We start from the raw sequence: 18,018 nt of genomic DNA, 5'->3' as shown, positions 1-18,018 counted from the left end.
CTCCTGGGCTCGGTCGGGAGACCGGCAGCACGGCATCCCGCGGCGGGGTGCCGGTCGCTTCAGGCCCCGCCGCGGCAGCCGAGGAGAAGGGGACCGCGGAAGATCATGGCGGTACAGTAGCCACACCTCAGCTCCTCAGACAAGTACTCCTCTGAGGAGCTGAGGAGTTACCTGTCTGAGGAGTACTCCTCAGACAGGTAACTCTGAGACACTGCGGCCCGTTGTCAGACGAGCGCCGCTCAGACAAGCAACCCGTCCGACAAGCGCCCCTCAGACAAGCAGCCCTCCCGAAAGGCCCCCGATGCCGCTCGGCTCCGTACACCCCAGCCCTCTCGTCGAACAGGCCACCGCCCGCCTGCGCGAGCAGATCACCGGCGGCCACTGGCCCGTCGGCACGAAGCTGCCCGGTGAGACGACGCTCGCCAAGGAGCTCGGCGTGGGGCGTTCCACGCTGCGTGAGGCCCTGCGCGCGCTGGCCGGGGCCGGGCTCGTGCGGCCCCGGCAGGGCGCCGGCGTCTTCGTCGTCGCCACGGAGCCCGTCGCGGACTGGCCGACCCGGCTGCGGCGGGCGGCGGTCACCGACGTGTACGAGGTGCGGATGCTCCTGGAGGTGCAGGCGGCCAGGCTCGCCGCCCTGCGCCGCACCGACGAGGACGTCGCGGCGATGCGGGCCGCGCTCGACGGCCGCAAGGCGGCGGCCGCCGGGGCCGACGCGGAGTTCGTGGACGCCGACATCGCGCTGCACGCGGCGGTCGTGGCGGCGGCCCGCAACCCCGTGCTGACGGATCTGTTCGCGGAGTTCATGCCCGCGCTGCGCCAGGGCCTGATCGACCTGCTCGAACTGACCGACGTACGCGCCGAGGAGGAGAATCACGGCGACGTCGCGCACACCGCGCTGGTGCGTGCCGTCGCGGCGATGGACGCGGAGGAGGCAGCGCGGGTGGCGCAGGCCGAACTCCAGGAGACGCTGCGGTTGTTGCTCACCCAGGACTGATCCGCCACCTCGCGCCCGCCCCTCGCGAGCCCTCCCCCGGCCCCCGGCACGGCACGAGCCCCGGTACGACACGGCCCCAGGGCGCGGCACGGGCCCCGCTACGCCAGCTCACCCGCCACCGCCTTCGCCGCCGCCGCGATCAGGGCGTCCTTCGGCGGGTCGTCGCGCCCGGGGCGGTCGGTCATGACGGCCAGGACGAGCGGGTCGGCGCCGGGCGGCCAGATCAGGGCGATGTCGTTGGCCCGGCCCCAGTTGCCGGTGCCCGTCTTGTCCGCCACCGTCCAGCCCTTGGGGAGACCGGCCCGGATGCGGGTCGCGCCGACGGGCGCGGCGTTGCGCAGCAGCCAGTCCTTGAGCAGTTCCCGCTTGACCGCGGGCAGCGCGTCGCCGAGGACGAGCTCGCGGTAGTCGGCGGCGATCGCCCGCGGCGTGGTGGTGTCCCGCGGGTCCTCGGGGCGTACGTCGTTCAGCTCGGGCTCGTAGTCGTCCATGCGGCTGACGGTGTCGCCGAGCCCGCGCAGATAGGCGGTCAGCCGCGCGGGGCCGCCGATGTCGCGCATCAGCAGGTTGCCCGCGGTGCCGTCGCTGTGGCGGACGGCGGCGTCGCACAGCTGCCTGATCGTCATGCCGGTCGCGATGTGCTTCTCGGTGACCGGCGAGACGGAGTCGACGTCGGCCGCGGTGTACGTGACGCGCTTGTCCAGATGTCCGAGCGGTTTGTGGTGCAGGACGGCCGCCGCGGCGAGCGCCTTGAAGGTGGAGCAGAAGGCGAAGCGTTCGTCCGCGCGGTGGGTGAGCGTGGCACCTGTTCCGGTCGCGAGGGCGAACACGCCCAGGCGGGCGCCGTGTTCACGCTCCAGGGCGGCGAACCGCTTCCTGAGGCGCGCGCCGTCCGCGGACGGCGCGGGGCGGACGGAGTCGCGATCGCCCGCCGAGGACGGGTCGGCGTCCGGACGGTCGGGGCGGTCCGGGCCGCCGCCGGCACCGCACCCGGCCAGCGGCAGGAGCGCGGCCGCCGTCAGCAGGGCACGGCGGGAGAGGTCACGGGCATGGGCGGTCAACGGCAGCCTCCGGCCGGTGGACGTACGGAGCGGACGTACGGAGTGGGCGTACGGACAAACTGCATGCAACCCACCGAGAACGCGCCGCGTCAAGATCCTCCACGCCGGATCAGGCCACTCACCCGCGCCCCTCACCCCCCTCCCTCTCCCCCATAGAGCCGCGCCGAGGCGTCCACGTGCGCGAGCCTGCGCATCGCGTTGAACACCGCCTCGCCGAGCACCGTGCCGACCACCACGCTCTCCACGAGGTCCTCGACGGCGACGCGCCGGTCCACGTACCCGAGGTCGGCGCGGGCGACGAGTTCGGCGGCCTCGGCGTACTCGTCGAGGAGCTCCGTGAACGCCCCGTGCCCGAGCCGGGCCATGGCGGCAAGCGCCCGCGCCAGCTCGTCGGCGGCCGCGTTCGTGTCATGGGTGCGCCAGCCGCGCCGCGCGATGAGCTCTTCGACGGCGGCGTGCGCGGCGGCCGCCTCGGCGTCGTCCTCGGCCTCGCCCTGCGTGCCGAGCCGGCTCGCGGTGGCGCCGAGCACCTTGTGCAGCGGGCGGCCCGGGTCGTCGACGGCGCCGAGCACCTCGGCGATCGCGGCCACCTTCAGACCGCCGACTTCCAGGAGTGCGCGGATCAGGCGCAGCCTGCGCTCGTGCTCCTCGCCGTAGTGCGCCTGGTTGGGGCTGGTCAACTCGCCCTGCGACAGCAGCCCTTCGCGTACGTAGTACTTGATCGTCGGCACCGGCACACCGGTCCTGCGGCTCAACTCACCTATGCGCACGGCCTGTCCACGCTCCCGTTCTCCCCATGACCACTTGCCAACCCCTCACTCCATCATAGATAGTCCCGCTATCGGATAGCAGACAGCGCCACTATCCATTTCGGCAAGGGCAACTCAAGGGGGAGACGCATGTCCTTATGGCGTTCATGGCACCGCCCACTGGTGCTGTTCTCCGCGTCGATGGCCGTCCTGGCCGTCGTCTCCGCGGTCGGACTCGTGGTCGACGACCGGGTCCTCGTGGGCGCGCGGATCTGGTTCAAGCCGTTCAAGTTCGCGGTCTCGTTCGTCGCGTACGGGCTCTCGCTGGCCTGGATGCTGTCGCTGCTCGACCGCGGGCGGCGCACCGGGTGGTGGGCGGGCACGGTGGTGGCGGCGACGAGCGCGCTCGAGATGGTGATCATCACAGGGCAGGTGGTGCGCGGCAGGCGCAGCCACTTCAACCACGAAACCCCGCTCGACGAGGCGCTGTTCAACGCGATGGCCGTCACCGTGGTCGTCCTGTGGCTCGCCACGCTCACCATCGCCGTCCTGCTGCTGCGCGCCCGGACCGCCGACCGCGCGTCCGCGTGGACGATGCGCTGCGGCATCGCCCTCGCACTCGCCGGGGCGGCCGTCGGATTCCTGATGACCCAGCCGGCGCCGGGCCAGGTGCGCGGCACGTCCCCCGTGGTCGGCGCGCACAGCGTGGGCGTGCCGGACGGCGGGCCCTCGATGCCACTGACCGGCTGGTCCACCACCGGCGGCGACCTGCGGATCCCGCACTTCTTCGGCATGCACGCGCTGCAGCTGCTCCCGCTGCTGCTCATGACCCTGATGGCGCTCGCGCCGCGCCACACCCGTCTCGCCGACGACCGGGTGCGGGCGCGGCTCGTCCTGGTCGCGTCGGGAGCGTACGCGGCGGTCTTCGCCCTGGTCCTCTGGCAGGCCCTGCGCGGCCAGCCCTTGATCCACCCGGACGCCGTGACGCTCACGACCGCGTGGCTCATCGCCGCGGCCGCGGCGGCGGGAGCATACGGCGCACTGCGACGCCCCACGCCAACTCGCGCACAGGGCAAGGACCTTGAGCACTCCCGACAGAAGGAGCTCGCGCCGTGACCGGATTCCTCTTCGAGCTCTCCTTCTGGCTGGCGGCGCCGGTCTGGCTCCTCATGATCTTCGCGCCGGGCCAAAGGCTCACGGCCCGGATCGCGGCCTCACCCCTGACCGTCGTCCCGGTTCTCGCCGTCTACGTCACGATGGCGCTGCCCGTCCTCCCCGACCTCTGGGCGGCGGTCAGCAGCCCCGACATCGACGGCTTCCGCGACCTGCTGGCGCAGGCCAACGGCGCGGGAGCGATCTGGGCGCAGGTCATCGCCTGGGACCTGCTGCTGGGTCAGTGGATGTACCGCGAGGGGCGGCGCCTGGGCGCGCACCCGCTGGTGACGGGTCCCCTGCTGGTCCTCACCATCCTGCTCTCGCCGTTCGGGCTCCTCCTCTTCCTGCCGCTGAGGGCGGCTCTCATCCGGCGGCGCGCAGCTTCCGGTACCACCCCGGAGCCATCCCGAACTCCCGCTTGAACGCCTTGGCGAAGGCGAACTCCGAGGAGTACCCGGCCCGTTCGGCCACCGACCGCAGCGGGACGTCGTCCCCGTCTCCACCGACGCCGTGAACCGGCGCGCGAAGGGCGCCCCCGACAGGCTCGTGAGCGCGCCGAGTTCACCCACCGTCCAGGGGTGCCCGGGGTCGCCGTGGATGGCGAGCGGCGCGGCCGGGACGCCCGTCGCCTCGCCCGCCGTCTCACGGCCCTCGGGCGTGGCTTAGTACGTGACCTAGGGCGTGACCTGGGGCGTGGCCCACTCCCGCAGAGCGTCCTCGTTCTCGAAGTCGGCCACGTTCTTGTCCAGCGGCGTCGACGTGTACTGGTGGATCGTCCACTTCGCCCTGATGCGCGGCTTGCCCGCCGTCACGTAGTCGGCGATCCACAGGCCGTCGCCCGCGTAGGACGTGGTGTCCCGGTTCAGCCAGAAATCCCTGTTCGCGTACAAGAGGACCCTGTGCGAAGGCCGCAGCCGCTTCACCTCACGGATGAAGCGGTCCTTCTCCGCGTTCGACGCGGCCGTGTGGTCCCCCGTCCACTCCCAGTCCACCGCCAGCAAGTCCCCCGCCTTCTCGGGGGCCTTGCTCACGAAGTACTCCGCCTGGGCCGTGATGTTGCCCGGCCACAGGAAGTGGTAGAAGCCGACCACGCAGCCGCCGTCGCGCGCCCGTTTCGTCTGTGCGGTCAGCTTCGGATTGACGTACGAACGGCCCTCCGTCGCCTTGATGATGACGAAGGAGAGGCCGTCCGTGCTGAACGTCGTCGACTGGTGTGAGCTGACATCGATGCCACGGATCATGGGCGACCTCCGGGCGGCGTGGGGGGCAGCACGTTCCTGAGCTGTCCTCTTTTCGTGCCCGGTGCCGAGCTCGGCCAACCGTCAACCATCAACCGTTCAACGGAAGATCCCCGTGTGCCCGAGGGAGTAGCGGCCCGGCTGCGGATAGACCGCGAGGCCGTGCGGGCCGTCGCCGACCGGGATGCGGGCCAGCTGCACACCGGTGCGGGTGTCGATGGCGTACACCTCGGAGTCGTAACGCCCGGACAGCCAGAGGGTGTTGCCGTCCGCCGAGACGCCGCCCATGTCGGGGCTGCCGCCCTGGGGCAGCTTCCACTTCTTGGTGAGCCTGTTCTTCGGGAAGTCGAAGACGGAGACGGTACCCTCGCCGCGGTTGGAGACGTACATCTCCTTGGAGTCGCGGCTGACGTACAGGCCGTGGCAGCCCTTGCCCGTGGGCAGCAGCTTGGGCGTCGTGAACTTCTCCCCGTCCAGGACCCACATGCCGTGGGCCATCATGTCGGCGATGTAGAAGGTCTTGCCGTCCGGGGACATCTTCACGTCCTGCGGCATGGCGCCCTCGAAGGGGATCTTCTGCTGGCCGACGATCTTCATCTTCTCGGTGTCGACCTTGAGGAGTTCGCCGGAGAACTCGCAGGACACGATGAAGTAGCGGCCGTCCATGGAGAAGTCGGCGTGGTTGACGCCCGCGCAGGTGACGGGGACGGTCTTGACGCGGTTCATGGTCTTGGGGTCGCGGAAGACGAGTTCGCGGTCCATGGAGGCCATGACGACGGCGTACTTGCCGTTCGGCGTGAAGTAGAGGTTGTAGGGGTCGGAGACCTCGACGGTGCGGCCGGTCTTGCCGGTGACGGGGTCGAGGGCGGTGAGGCTGTCGCCGAGGTCGTTGTTGATCCAGAGCGTCTTCATGTCCCAGGAGGGGACGACGTGCTGGGGCTGGTCGCCGACGGGGATGGTCTCGATGACCTTGAACGTCTTGGGGTCGATGACGGAGACCGTGTCGGACTCGGTGTTGGGGACGTAGACGCGCGGCAGGAACTTCTTCGCCACGGGTGCCAGGGCGTTGGGGCGGTCGGCGGCGTAGGCGTCCTTGGGGTCGAGGACGGGTGGCATGCCGGGCAGGCCGGGGGCGGCCTTGGGTCTGGCGGGTTTGCGGATGCCTTCGTTGCCGAGGGCCTCGTTGGCGCGCTGGTCGCTGCCGCAGCCGGCGAGGGCGGCGAGGACGGCACCGGCGGCGAGCAGGGTCGCGGTGCGCTTGGTGAGGTTGAGGGCGGGGGTCGAGGTGAGGGACATCAGGTCAGCAGCTCCGTGGTCGTGACGGCGCGCAGGCCGCGGCGTTCCAGTTCTTGCAGGACGGCGGGGAGCGCGGCGACCGTGTCCGCGTACCCGAAGTGCAGGCTCACCACGGATCCTTCGCGGATCTCGGCGGCGAGCTTGCGGGTGACGGCGGGGGCGCCGGGCGAGGTGAAGTCGAGGGAGTCGACGTCGTACGAAAGGACGTGGGGGTAGCCCGCGCGGCGGGCGAGGCGTTCGACGAGGGGGGTCGCCGTCCGGGTGCGCGAGGGGCGGAACCAGGTGCCGATGGAGCCGGTGAGGCGGCGCAGGCGGTCGGCGCAGCCGGTGATCTCGGCGTAGGCGTCGGCCTCGGACATGGCGTTGATGTCGAGGTGGTGGTGGGTGTGGTTGCCGAGGTCGTGGCCGCCGTCGAGGATGCGGCGGGCCATGCCGGGGTGCTCGTCGAGCCAGCCTCCGACGGCGAGCACGGTGACCTTGGCCCCGGCCTTCTCCGCCTCGGCGAGCAGCGCCTTCGCGGTGGCGGGGTCGCCCTGCCCGTGGAAGGTGAGGGCGACCTGGGGGCGGGTGCGGGGCCCGTGGACGATCTGCACGGGCAGCCCGGGGAAGCGGCGGGGCGCGGGGGCGGCGGCCGGGGCGGGGCGGGCGGGCCGGGCGGGGCGCGGAGTGACGACCGCGGCCGTCCGCTCGCTCGGCGCACCACACCCGGCGGCAAGCCCCCCGAGAAGCGCGGCCCCCACACCGACGGCCCCCGCTCCCACCCCGGCACGCAGCGCTTCGCGCCGCCGGAGCGGACGGGCTGCCGCCGGGGCGGCGCCGCGGCCCGAGGGGCCGCTGGGGAGTGGCGGGTTGCTGGGGACTGGCGGACCACCGTGAACTGGCAGGCTGCTGGGGACTGGCGGACCACCGTGGACCTGCGGGCTACCAAGGACCGGCGAGCGGCCATGGGGCGGCGGGCCACCGTGGACTGCCGAGCCGCCATGAACCGCCGAACTACCAAGGACCGGCAAGCCACCATGGACCGGCGGACCGCCACGGGCCGCCGAGCCGTCATGAGGCAGAGGGCCGTCGTCTTCGAGTGAACCGTCGTCCTCGCCCGGGCGGGCGGCGTCACGGTCGGGTTTTCCGCCGCCTTCAGGGAACCGACCGCCACCCTGGACCCGTCTGCCGACGCCGTGGCCAGGCGCCCCTTCGCCTGCGGCCGGGCGGCGGCCGTCGGCCCGGCCCACTCGGCCATCCGCCCGACCCGCTCGGCCATCGGCCCGACCCGCTCGGCCGTCAGCCCGGCCCAGGCCGCCGTCAGCCCGGCCCAAGCCACCATCGGCCCGACCCAGGCCGCCATCGGCCCAGCCCGCTCGGCCATCCGCCCGACCCGCTCGGCCATCCGCCCGGCCCGAGCCGCCGTCGCCCGGGCCCGGGCGCCCTGTGGAACGAACCGGTCGGAGGGCGGCTTGCGGCGAGCGGGACGCGCTCGGGCGGTCGGCGTGCTCGTTCGGGCTGCCGTCGGTTCGGCGGGCGGGCTTCCTCTCGCGGCGAGTCACGCGACCATTTAATGCTTGAATCGTCTAATTCACGTTGATTGACCCGCTTTGTCATGGTTCAGGACCCCTGAAGGCGAAGGCGACCACCTCTCCCCCTCGCCGCCCAAGCCTTGCCAATCGCCTGCCACAGGCTCCGCTTAACCAGCGTTTACCAGGCAGGTGTCCCATCTCACCAAGGATTCACCTCTAAAGTGAGATGGTTTGCACCATATGTCCCGATAGGGACTTTTGGATCGGTGGCCCCCGTCTGCCATAGTCGGGGACACGACCCCCATTGACCCGGGCTCAGGTCGTCTTCGGCGTCCGTGGATCACACCCCAGACTTCCACGGCGCTTCACGAAAGCCCCCTCGTGCCGAACATCGGCCACCGGGGGCTTTCGCGTACCGGGACACGCTCGCGCGGAGCCGCTCTCAGCGGTCCGCGACCCGCATCTCGAACCACGTCGTCTTGCCGCGCGGCAGCAGGTCCACGCCCCAGCGGTCGGAGAGCTTGTCGACGAGGAAGAGACCACGGCCGCTCAGGTCCATCTCCTGGACCGGCATCAGACACGGCAGCCCCCGCGAGGGATCGCGCACCTCGACGCGGATCCAGCCGCGCCGCCGCTGCATGCGCAGTCCGAAGACGCGGGCGCCGGTGTGCCGCACGGCGTTGCCGACGAGCTCGGAGACGAGGAGGACGACGTCCTCGGTGAGCTTCGGCGACAGGCCCCAGTGGCGGAGGATCACGACCTGGGCGAGGCGGCGCGCGATGGCTGCGGACTCCGGGCGCGACGGCAGCGGGACCTCCGCGTCCGTCGGATTCCCGAACAACTCGAGCGCCTTGAGCGCGTGTTCGTCCTCTACCGCCGGCGACCAGCGCGCCGCGGTCGCACTTCCGTGCCTCCGCGGCCGTTCGTCGCCCTCCAGCCCCGCCATGCCCTCCATCATGGCCGCCCAGAGCGCTCTCCGGGGCCGTTCCGGCGGAATGAGCCCCCCGGAACCAACCATTCCGGGGGGCCGGTTTGTCATATGCCACTGGCAGATAAGACCTCAAGAAGCTGCTCTGACCTGCGGTAACCACCCGCACACAGGTGATCGCCTACCGCCTCCGACCCGGCAGAGTCAAGGCTCTCTCAAGTCGGCCATAATCCGCTCCTTCGAGGGACCTCCATGCTGACGCTCGTTCAACTGAACGCCCAGGGAAGGCAGTTCAGAGGAACTTCGCCTTGCCCGGACCCTCCTCGACGAAGCTCCGCATGCCCCGCTCACGGTCCTCCGTCGCGAACAGGCCCGCGAACCACGCGCGTTCGATGGCGAGGCCGGTGTCGAGGTCCGTCTCCAGACCCGCGTCGACGGACTCCTTGGCCGCGCGCAGCGCGATGGCCGGACCCTGCGCGAGGCGCGCGGCCCACGCGTGCGCCTGCTCGTACACCTCGGCGGCCGGCACGACGCGGTCCACCAGGCCGATGGCGAGCGCCTCGTCGGCCTTCACCTGGCGCCCGGTGAAGATGAGGTCCTTGGCCTTGGACGGGCCGATCAGGCGGGCCAGGCGCTGGGTGCCGCCCGCACCGGGGATCACACCGAGCAGGATCTCCGGCTGGCCGAGCTTGGCGTTGTCCGCGGCGATACGGAAGTCCGCGCAGAGCGCCAGTTCGCAACCGCCGCCCAGGGCATAGCCGTTCACGGCGGCGACGACGGGCTTGGGGATGCGGGCCACCGCGGTGAAGGAGTCCTGCAGGGCGCCGGCCCGCGCGATCATGCCCGCGTGGTCCATCACCTGCATCTCCTTGATGTCCGCGCCCGCCGCGAACACCTTCTCGCCGCCGTGGATCACCACGGCGCGCACGTCGTCGCGGCGCGTGGCCTCCTCCGCGAGCTCCTTGATGCGGTCCTGGGTGGCGATGTCCAGGGCGTTCATCGGGGGACGGTCGAGCCGGATCGTGCCGACGCCTTCGGCTACTTCGAGGTGTGCAGTCATGACAGGCACGTTAGCGGGGGTTAACCACCAAGGGCCCGGTGCACTTGGTCACAGTGCGCCGGGCCCCTCGTATCAGCAGAGCGGTATTACGCCTTCCACTTCTCCCACGACATGTTCCAGCCGTTGTAGCCGTTCTCCGGCTGGATCTTCTTGTCGGCGGAGTTCTTCACGACGACCACGTCGCCGATCATCGAGTTCTCGAAGAACCAGCCGCCGGGCGTCTTCTTGCTGTAGCCGCCGCGCACGTCGCTCAGGCCGATGCAGCCGTGGCTGGCGTTGGTGTTGCCGAAGGCGCCGCCCGACCAGTAGTTGCCGTGGATGAACGTGCCGGAGGTGGACAGGCGCATCGCGTGCGGGACGTCCTTGATGTCGTACTCGCCGCCGAAGCCGACCGTCTCGCCGTTCATCCGGGTCACCTGGAGCTTCTCGCTGATGACCATCTCGCCGTTGTACGTGGTCGTGCCCGGGGCGCCCGCGGTGATCGGGATCTTCTTGATCTGCTTGCCGTCGCGGACGACCTTCATCTGGTGCGTCTTGGCGTCGACGGTGGAGACCTGGCTGCGGCCGATGGTGAAGTTCAGGGTCTTGGACTGCTTGCCGTAGACACCCGGGCGGCCCTCGACGCCGTCGAGGTTGAGCTTGACGGTGACCTTCGTGCCGGCCTTCCAGTACTTCTCGGGGCGGAAGTCCAGGCGGTCGTTGCCGAACCAGTGGCCCTCGACCGGCACGGACGGCTCGGTCTTGATGTCGATGGCCTTCTCCACGGCCTCCGGGTCGGTGATGCCGCGGGTGAACTTCACCGAGAACGGCATTCCGACGCCGACCTTGGAGCCGTCCTCCGGCGTGAACTGACCTATGAAGGTGTTCTTCGGGGTCAGCGTCGTGAAGGCGATGTCCTTGGCGGACGCGCGGCCCTCGGAGTCCTTCGCCACCGCGTGGACCTTGTACTTCGTGGCCGCCGCGAGGTGGTGCGCGGGCGTCCAACTAGCGCCGCCCGAGGTGATCTTGCCGGGGACCGGGTTGCCCTTGCTGTCCTCGACCTTCACCTCCGAGAGCTTGCCCTTGTCGGCGGATATCTTCAGGGCGCCGCTGGTAGCCACGGCGTCCGCGCCGTCCTTGGGGGCGATCGTCACGACGGCCGCCGAGGGGGCGTTCTTGTCGGCCTTGCCGTCCTTGCCGTCACCGCCCGAGTCCGAGCCGCCTCCCCCGCACGCCGCGACGAAGAGCAGTGCCGCCCCCGACACCACCGCCGCCAGATTCCTGGTACCACGCCCCGCGCGCCGACGCGCGCCAACCGACGTCCCCGATATCGGTCGCCCGTTCAAGATGTGTCTCCCCTCGCACGGCCTGGTCCAGGCCCGCACCCCAGTGCACCCGCGCGTTTCGGACACGCGCAAGCGATAGATAACCACACGGTCCCTGGCGATGACTCCCCGCCAATGTCACCGTTCAGTCCCAACTGCCCCGGGGGTGCGGGCAGACCATGATCACCTGGTGGTCGCCGGCCGATCACCCGGGGATCATCCGCCGATCACCTGGCGATCTCCTGGTGATCTTCCGGGGGATCAGCCGTTCTCGACCCAGTCCTTCCATTCCATGTTCCAGCCGCCGAGGCCGTTGTCAGGAGCGACTTTCTTGTCATCGCTGTTGACCACCTCGACGACGTCCCCGATCAGGCTCCGGTCGAAGAACCAGCCCGCGGGCGTCCGTGAGCTGCCGCCCTTCACGTCGCGCAGGCCCACGCATCCGTGGCTGACATTCGTATTGCCAGGGGCGTTCGGCGACCAGTAGTTGCCGTGCAGGAAGGTGCCGGAGGTCGTCAGGCGCATCGCGTGCGGCACGTCGGGGATGTCGTACTCGCCGCCGAAGCCGACGGTGCGGCTGTTCATGCGGGTCACCTCCAGCATCTCCGTGACCACCATCTTTCCGTTGTACGTGGTGGTCTTGGGGGCGCCCGCGGTGATCGGCACGGTGGAGAGGAGCTCGCCGTCGCGGCGTACTTCCATGGTGTGCTCGGCGGCGTCCACCAGGGAGTGCTGGTGGCGGCCGACGGTGAACGTGAAGCTCTTGTCCTGCAGGCCGTAGACCCCGGGGGCGGCCTGGACGTCGCGCAGGCGCAGGCCGACGGTGACCTTGGTGCCGGGCTTCCAGTACTCCTCGGGGCGGAAGTCCACGCGGGTCTTGCCGAACCAGTGCGGGCGGATGTCGACGGCAGGCCGCGCGGTGACGTGGATGGCGCGCTGGACGGCGGCGCGGTTCTCGATCTCCCGGTTGAACTCCAGGGAGACGATCATGCCGGTGCCGACGGTGGCGCGGTTCTCCGGAGTCACGTATCCGATGAAGCGCTCGTCGGGGACGTAGGTGCGGAAGGTGGTGTGGCGGGCCGAGCGGCGGCCGTGGCCGTCCAGGGCGACGGCGTCGACCTCGTACGTGGCGGCGAGCGCGAGGGGGCCCTCGTCCAACGGCCGCCAGGACATGCCGTCCTCGTCGATGCGGCCCGGCACGTCGAACTCCTGCGCGTCCTGCGTCCGGACGACCTTCACGGACTCCAGGCGGCCGTCGGGGACCTTCACCTCGATGCGTTCGTCGGCCCTGACTCCCTTGCTGTCGTCGCCGGGCGTCACCCGGATCGCGTCCGCGGGCGAGCGCGGCTTGCCGAAGAGTCCGTCGAGTCCGCCGGCGGAGCAGCCCGCCGCCCCGGCCATGAGGCCTGCCCATGTCAGTACGGCGGCCAGCGCGGCCCCTGCGCGCCGTGCGCGCCTCGCAACCTGTCTCACGTGGGTCCCAACGACCGTCCCCCGCTTGGGGAAACGTGAGTGCGACGCACCCGGTGGGCAGAACAGTGGGGAGGACGACGTCAGGGGAGCCGCGGCCGGGACGCCGCACGCCCTTCTTCGCGCGTCGACCGACGGAGCCGCGGGAGGCTGACAGGTGTCGAGCGCACCCGAGCAAGGGGCAGTGCAGGAAGCGCGGGCCACGGCGGGCATCGTGCCCGGAAGGACCGCCCCCACGGTGAACGGCCGTGCGCGTCCGGCGGCGCGCGCGGCGCCCGCGCGGCCCGTGTGGCCAGGGACGCCGACGCCGCTCGGGGCCCGCTTCCGGGTCGGTCCCGACGGGGTGGCGGGCACCAACTTCGCGCTGTGGGCGGGCGGCGCGCAGGCGGTGGAGCTGTGCCTGTTCGACACGGACGGGACCTCGGTGGTCGAGACGCGGTGCCCGCTGACGGAGCTGACGCACGAGATCTGGCACGGCTTCGTGCCGGGCGTGCGCCCCGGCCAGCGGTACGGGTACCGGGTGCACGGCCGCTGGGACCCCTGGACGGGTGCCCGCTGGAACCCGGCGAAGCTGCTCCTCGATCCGTACGCGCGCGCGGTGGACGGCGACTTCGCGCTGCCCGCCGAGGTGTACGGGCATGTGCGCGACTGGCCCCAGCAGCACGTGGCGGACACGGTGCGCGACGACAGGGACTCGGCGCCGTGCGTCCCCAAGGGCGTGGTCGTGCACGACGACGCGCCGGACGACGAGTGGGCGGACGACCGGCGGCCCAAGACACCGTGGGCGGACTCGGTCATCTACGAGCTGCACGTGCGCGGCTTCACCAAGCTGCACCCGGGGATTCCCGAGCAACTGCGCGGTACGTACGCGGGGTTGGCGCACCCCGCGGCGCTCGACCATCTCGTACGCCTGGGGGTCACCGCGGTCGAGCTGCTTCCGGTGCACCAGTTCGCGCACGAGGACCATCTGCTGCGCCGCGGCCTGAGGAACTACTGGGGCTACAACTCGATCGGCTACTTCGCCCCGCACGCGGCGTACGCGGCGTCGGGGACCAGGGGGCAGCAGGTCGGCGAGTTCAAGCGGATGGTGCGGGCGCTGCACGAGGCCGGGATCGAGGTGATCCTGGACGTGGTCTACAACCACACGGCCGAGGCCGGGGAGCTCGGTCCGATGCTGTCCCTGAAGGGCATCGACAACCGCGGCTACTACCGGCTGCAGCCGAACGACGCGCGGCGGTACGCCGATTACACGGGCTGCGGGAACACGCTGCAGGTCGTCCAGCCGCATGTGCTGCGCCTGATCACGGACTCGCTGCGGTACTGGGTCACGGAGATGGGCGTGGACGGCTTCCGCTTCGATCTGGCGGCGGCGCTCGCGCGCTCGTTCCACGACGTCGACATGCTCTCGCCGTTCCTCGCGGTGATCGCGCAGGATCCGGTGCTGCGGCGCGTGAAGCTGATCGCCGAGCCGTGGGACGTGGGGTCCGGCGGCTATCAGGTGGGGGCCTTCCCGCCGCTGTGGACGGAGTGGAACGACCGCTACCGGGGTGCGGTGCGGGACTTCTGGCGGGGCGCGCTGCCGGACGTGCGGGATCTGGGGTACCGGCTCTCGGGGTCGAGCGATCTGTACGCGTGGGGCGGGCGCAGGCCGTACGCGTCGGTGAACTTCGTGACGGCGCACGACGGCTTCACGCTGCGGGACCTCGTGAGTTACGAACGCAAGCACAACGAGGCCAACGGCGAGGGCAACCGGGACGGCTCCGACGACAACCGCTCGTGGAACTGCGGCGCGGAGGGCGAGAGCGACGACGAGCGGATCACCGCGCTGCGGCGGCGCCAGCTGCGCAACCTGATGACGACGCTGCTGCTGTCCACGGGTGTGCCGATGCTGGTGGCGGGCGACGAGATGGGGCGCACGCAGGGCGGCTCCAACAACGCGTACTGCCAGGACAACGAGATCAGTTGGGTCGACTGGGGGCTCAGGGAGGAGCCGGGGTGGCGCGAGCTGTTCGCGCTGACGGCGCGGCTGATCGAGCTGAGACACCGTCACCCGGTGCTGCGGCGGCGGGCGTTCTTCTCGGGGCGGGCGCACTCGGCGGACGGGCTGCGGGACCTGGCGTGGTTCACGCCGGGCGGCGCGGAGATGACGGAGGCCGACTGGTACGCGCCCGCCGCGACCCTCGGCATGTATCTGTCGGGGCGCGACATACCGGGCCGTGACGCGCGGGGCGCGCAGGTCGTGGACGACAGCTTCCTCGCGGTCCTGCACGCGGCGGAGCATCCGTCGAGCTTCGTGCTTCCTGGGCCGCCGTGGGCCGATTCCTACGAGGTCGTGGTGGACACGTCCCTGGAGGACCAGGCGGCGGCGCCGGCCGCCGTGCACCGGGCCGGGGACGCGGTGACGGTGGCGGGGCGTTCGGTGGTGCTGCTGCGGGTGGTCAGCGGCTGACGGGGCCCGGGGAGGGGCGGTGTTTCCGCCGAAGGCCAAATGGTCACTCCTGGTCCGGACCTGAGTCTTGCCCCCGACCTGAGGGGACCCCAAGCTCACCTTATGGACCTGGAGTTGCGGCACCTGAGGACGATCCGGGCGATCGCCGACGCGGGCAGCCTGACCAAGGCCGCCACCGCGCTCGGGCTCGCTCAGCCCGCTCTGAGCGCGCAGTTGAAGCGGATCGAGCGCGCCCTGGGCGGCGAGCTCTTCGAGCGGGGGCGGCACGGTGTGCGGGCCACCGCGCTCGGGGAGTTCGTGCTCGCGCGGGCCCGGGTCGTGCTGCCCGCGGTCAGCGGCCTGCGGGAGGAGGCGCAGCGGTTCGCGCAGGCCTGGGAGGGCGGGGCGGGGTTCCGGCTCGGCGGCATCCACGGGCCGCTGCTCGGCGCCCTGGTGGACCGGCTCGCCGCCGCGCACCCGGGGGTGCCGGTGACCACGCACACCTCCTGGTCGGAGCGGGAGATCGCGTCCCGCACGGCGGACGGGCGCCTCGACTTCGCGCTGGTCGGCACGTGCGGGGCGAGCGCGCCGCCGCAGAGCGACCTCCTGGTGTGGCGCGAGGTGGCCCGTGACCCCGTCTTCGTGATGCTGCCGCTGGGGCATCCGCTGGCGGGCAGCCAGGAGATCGGTCTGGCCGAGCTCGCCGACGAGGCGTGGACGGACGTGCCGGGCGACGGCTGTTTCGGGGACTGCTTCACCGCGGCGTGCGCCCGCGCGGGGTTCACGCCGACGCGCGTGTACGAGACGGACGTCGCGTCCTGCGTCCATCTCGTGCAGGTCGGGCGGGCGGTGGGGCTGTGCAGGGCGACCTTCCCGCCGACCCCGGGCCTGGTGACCAGGCCGCTCACGGGCTCGCCGCTGTACTGGCGGCATCTGCTGGGGTGGCATCCGGCGGCCCCGGCCCACGACACCGCGGCGGCGGTGTTCGCGCAGGCCCGCGCCGCCCACGCCGAGGCCGCGGCGCGCAGCGAGAGCTACACGGCGTGGCTGGCCGCGCCCTCGCCGCGGCAGCCGTGACCCACGCGGGTCCCTCCCCCGGCACGGCGGTGCGCGTGCGGAACGGGTCGGGCCCCGGCGGGCCCGGACGTGGCCGGCCGTGTCGCGTACTCGGGGTGCCGCCGGGCGACCGGGGCGCGCGGCCGGGCCGCCCGGCCCTCGTGTCTTCTCCGGCGCGTCGGCTCGCCTTCTCCGGCGGTTCGTCCCTGCTTCCATAACGCCGGGGACGGGGGTCGACTGACAGCTTCTGAGGGGCAGTTGAGGCTTCTACGGTGTGGGCGATCCCCGCTCGTCCCCGGTACACCGAGGAGACCTCGCATGCTCCCCACCCACCACAGACGCGTCGCCGCGGCGTGTGCCGCGGTCGCCGCGGCCGGTGCGCTGGTCCTCGCCGGGCTGCCCGGCAGCGCGTCCGCCCAGACCGACCCCTCCTCTTCCCCGTCCCTCTCCCCCGCCGAGAGCGCCGCCGTCGACAAGACCTCTCCCGGAGTCTTGCAGGCCATGCAGCGCGACCTCGGCCTCACGTCGGCGCAGGCCGAGGCCCGTCTGGTCAACGAGGCCGAGGCCGGCGCCGTCGCGGGAGCCCTGCGGAACGCGCTCGGCACCACCTTCGCGGGCGCCTGGGTGCACGGCGCCACCTCCGACAAGCTGACCGTGGCCACCACCGACGCCGCCGAGGTCGACACGATCGAGGCCAAGGGGGCACGGGCCGAGGTCGTGCGGCACTCGACCGCCCGACTGGACGCGGCGAAGGCCGAGTTGGACCGTGCCGCGAAGAAGACGGCGACGCGTGACGCGCCCGTCTGGTACGTCGACGTGCGCTCCAACGCGGTCGTGCTGCGGGCCGTGAAGGCCTCCGCCGCCGACCGCCTCGTCTCCGCGGCGGGCGTGGACTCCTCGCTCGTACGCGTCGAGAGGACCAGGGAACGGCCGCGCCCGCTGTACGACATCGTGGGCGGGGACGCGTACTACATGGGAGGCGGCCGCTGCTCGGTCGGCTTCTCGATCACCAAGGGGACCCAGCAGGGCTTCGCGACGGCGGGGCACTGCGGGCGCGCGGGCACGGCGACCACCGGCTACAACCGGGTGGCCCAGGGCACGTTCCAGGCATCCATCTTCCCTGGCAGGGACATGGCCTGGGTCGCCACCAACTCCCAGTGGACCGCCACCCCGTACGTGAAGGGCCAGGGTGGCCAGAAGGTCGGCGTCGGGGGCTCCACGCAGTCCCCGGTGGGTGCGTCGATCTGCCGGTCCGGCTCCACTACGGGGTGGCACTGCGGCACCATCTCGCAGCACAACACCAGTGTCACCTACCCCGAGGGCACCATCAACGGCGTGACCAGGACGACGGTCTGCGCCGAGCCGGGCGACTCGGGCGGCTCCTACATCTCCGGGAGCCAGGCACAGGGCGTCACCTCGGGCGGCTCGGGCAACTGCCGCAGCGGCGGCACCACGTTCCACCAGCCGATCAATCCGCTGCTCCAGCAGTTCGGCCTGACGCTGAAGACCACGGGCGGCGGCGACCCCGACCCCGGCGAGCCCGAGCCCGGCGGCACGTGGGCTGCGGGCAAGGTGTACGCCGCCGGTGACTCCGTCACGTACGGCGGGTCCACGTATCGCTGCCTGCAGCCGCACCAGGCTCAGCCCGGGTGGGAGCCGCCGAACACTCCCGCTCTGTGGGAAGCCGTGTAGCGGTGATCTGTCGGCCGCGGGATTCTCGGCTGGGTGCGCAGTTCCCCGCGCCCCTTCGGGGCACAGACGCCCCGAC

Annotated in this window: 15 protein-coding genes and 1 pseudogene; 6 read left to right on the top strand and 10 right to left on the bottom strand. The window is 71.7% G+C overall.

Going from position 1 to position 18,018, the window contains the following annotated elements; translation table 11 throughout:
• Positions 1–301: 301 nt before the first annotated feature.
• Entirely contained in the window at positions 302–994 is a 693-nt protein-coding gene (locus ACZ4D5_RS21630; protein WP_467773984.1) for a FadR/GntR family transcriptional regulator, read from the top strand.
• Positions 995–1,092: 98 nt separating this feature from the next.
• Here the strand turns inward: ACZ4D5_RS21630 and bla are convergent, their stop codons facing one another.
• Together bla and ACZ4D5_RS21620 are read right to left on the bottom strand one after the other, a co-directional pair.
• Positions 1,093–2,055 carry a class A beta-lactamase gene (bla, locus tag ACZ4D5_RS21625; protein ID WP_467773983.1) on the bottom strand — a complete coding sequence of 321 codons (963 nt, stop codon included), beginning with the start codon at positions 2,053–2,055 and terminating at the stop codon, positions 1,093–1,095.
• 131 nt (positions 2,056–2,186) lie between these two features.
• Positions 2,187–2,825 carry a MerR family transcriptional regulator gene (locus tag ACZ4D5_RS21620; protein WP_467773982.1) on the bottom strand — a complete coding sequence of 213 codons (639 nt, stop codon included), beginning with the start codon at positions 2,823–2,825 and terminating at the stop codon, positions 2,187–2,189.
• Between the two features lie 129 nt (positions 2,826–2,954).
• On the opposite strand from ACZ4D5_RS21620, the gene ACZ4D5_RS21615 reads away from it, so the two are divergent.
• Positions 2,955–3,920, top strand: a complete 966-nt coding sequence (locus ACZ4D5_RS21615; protein WP_467773981.1) for a hypothetical protein — start codon at positions 2,955–2,957, stop codon at positions 3,918–3,920.
• On the top strand, positions 3,917–4,381 hold the full coding sequence (locus tag ACZ4D5_RS21610; protein ID WP_467773980.1) for an ABA4-like family protein: 465 nt from the start codon (positions 3,917–3,919) through the stop codon (positions 4,379–4,381). Before ACZ4D5_RS21615 ends, ACZ4D5_RS21610 begins: the two co-directional genes overlap by 4 nt.
• On the opposite strand, the pseudogene ACZ4D5_RS21605 reads toward ACZ4D5_RS21610, so the two are convergent.
• From ACZ4D5_RS21605 to ACZ4D5_RS21570, 8 genes and pseudogenes are all read right to left on the bottom strand, one after another.
• Positions 4,323–4,579 (bottom strand): annotated as a pseudogene (locus tag ACZ4D5_RS21605) (AraC family transcriptional regulator); the annotation flags it as partial. The gene ACZ4D5_RS21610 and the pseudogene ACZ4D5_RS21605 overlap by 59 nt on opposite strands.
• 54 nt (positions 4,580–4,633) lie before the next feature.
• Positions 4,634–5,200 (bottom strand): glycoside hydrolase family 25 protein, encoded by a 567-nt coding sequence (locus ACZ4D5_RS21600; protein WP_467773979.1) that lies wholly within the window; start codon positions 5,198–5,200, stop codon positions 4,634–4,636.
• Between the two features lie 96 nt (positions 5,201–5,296).
• Positions 5,297–6,493, bottom strand: coding sequence for a YVTN family beta-propeller repeat protein (locus tag ACZ4D5_RS21595; protein ID WP_467773978.1), 1,197 nt, complete (start codon positions 6,491–6,493; stop codon positions 5,297–5,299).
• Positions 6,493–7,266 (bottom strand): polysaccharide deacetylase family protein, encoded by a 774-nt coding sequence (locus ACZ4D5_RS21590; protein ID WP_467774048.1) that lies wholly within the window; start codon positions 7,264–7,266, stop codon positions 6,493–6,495. The genes ACZ4D5_RS21595 and ACZ4D5_RS21590 overlap by 1 nt, the downstream gene beginning before the upstream one ends.
• Positions 7,267–8,446: 1,180 nt before the next feature.
• Entirely contained in the window at positions 8,447–8,950 is a 504-nt protein-coding gene (locus tag ACZ4D5_RS21585) for an ATP-binding protein (RefSeq protein WP_467773977.1), read from the bottom strand.
• A gap of 274 nt (positions 8,951–9,224) precedes the next feature.
• On the bottom strand, positions 9,225–9,992 hold the full coding sequence (locus tag ACZ4D5_RS21580) for an enoyl-CoA hydratase/isomerase family protein (RefSeq protein WP_467773976.1): 768 nt from the start codon (positions 9,990–9,992) through the stop codon (positions 9,225–9,227).
• Positions 9,993–10,078: 86 nt separating this feature from the next.
• Entirely contained in the window at positions 10,079–11,317 is a 1,239-nt protein-coding gene (locus ACZ4D5_RS21575) for a L,D-transpeptidase (protein ID WP_467773975.1), read from the bottom strand.
• 240 nt (positions 11,318–11,557) lie between these two features.
• Positions 11,558–12,697, bottom strand: a complete 1,140-nt coding sequence (locus ACZ4D5_RS21570) for a L,D-transpeptidase (protein ID WP_467774047.1) — start codon at positions 12,695–12,697, stop codon at positions 11,558–11,560.
• A gap of 226 nt (positions 12,698–12,923) precedes the next feature.
• Between ACZ4D5_RS21570 and glgX the strand changes: the two genes are divergently transcribed.
• From glgX to ACZ4D5_RS21555, 3 genes are all read left to right on the top strand, one after another.
• On the top strand, positions 12,924–15,215 hold the full coding sequence (gene glgX, locus ACZ4D5_RS21565; RefSeq protein ID WP_467773974.1) for a glycogen debranching protein GlgX: 2,292 nt from the start codon (positions 12,924–12,926) through the stop codon (positions 15,213–15,215).
• 102 nt (positions 15,216–15,317) lie between these two features.
• On the top strand, positions 15,318–16,271 hold the full coding sequence (locus ACZ4D5_RS21560; protein WP_467773973.1) for a LysR family transcriptional regulator: 954 nt from the start codon (positions 15,318–15,320) through the stop codon (positions 16,269–16,271).
• 297 nt (positions 16,272–16,568) lie between these two features.
• A complete protein-coding gene (locus tag ACZ4D5_RS21555) occupies positions 16,569–17,942 on the top strand; it encodes a carbohydrate-binding protein (protein ID WP_467773972.1) in 1,374 nt (457 codons plus the stop codon).
• Positions 17,943–18,018: the final 76 nt, after the last annotated feature.

The organism is Streptomyces sp. NPDC025651 (genome assembly GCF_055558735.1).
Note: the sequence above shows the minus strand (reverse complement) of the source record. Positions and strands in the feature narration are given on the sequence as shown.

Excerpts from the sequence above, each read along its gene's own strand:
- ACZ4D5_RS21630 (WP_467773984.1), top strand. The coding sequence starts at position 302 with ATGCCGCTCGGCTCCGTACACCCCAGCCCTCTCGTCGAACAGGCCACC.
- ACZ4D5_RS21615 (WP_467773981.1), top strand. The coding sequence starts at position 2,955 with ATGTCCTTATGGCGTTCATGGCACCGCCCACTGGTGCTGTTCTCCGCG.
- ACZ4D5_RS21600 (WP_467773979.1), bottom strand. The coding sequence starts at position 5,200 with ATGATCCGTGGCATCGATGTCAGCTCACACCAGTCGACGACGTTCAGC.
- ACZ4D5_RS21595 (WP_467773978.1), bottom strand. The coding sequence starts at position 6,493 with ATGTCCCTCACCTCGACCCCCGCCCTCAACCTCACCAAGCGCACCGCG.
- ACZ4D5_RS21585 (WP_467773977.1), bottom strand. The coding sequence starts at position 8,950 with ATGGCGGGGCTGGAGGGCGACGAACGGCCGCGGAGGCACGGAAGTGCG.
- ACZ4D5_RS21580 (WP_467773976.1), bottom strand. The coding sequence starts at position 9,992 with ATGACTGCACACCTCGAAGTAGCCGAAGGCGTCGGCACGATCCGGCTC.
- ACZ4D5_RS21570 (WP_467774047.1), bottom strand. The coding sequence starts at position 12,697 with ATGGCCGGGGCGGCGGGCTGCTCCGCCGGCGGACTCGACGGACTCTTC.
- ACZ4D5_RS21560 (WP_467773973.1), top strand. The coding sequence starts at position 15,318 with ATGGACCTGGAGTTGCGGCACCTGAGGACGATCCGGGCGATCGCCGAC.
- ACZ4D5_RS21555 (WP_467773972.1), top strand. The coding sequence starts at position 16,569 with ATGCTCCCCACCCACCACAGACGCGTCGCCGCGGCGTGTGCCGCGGTC.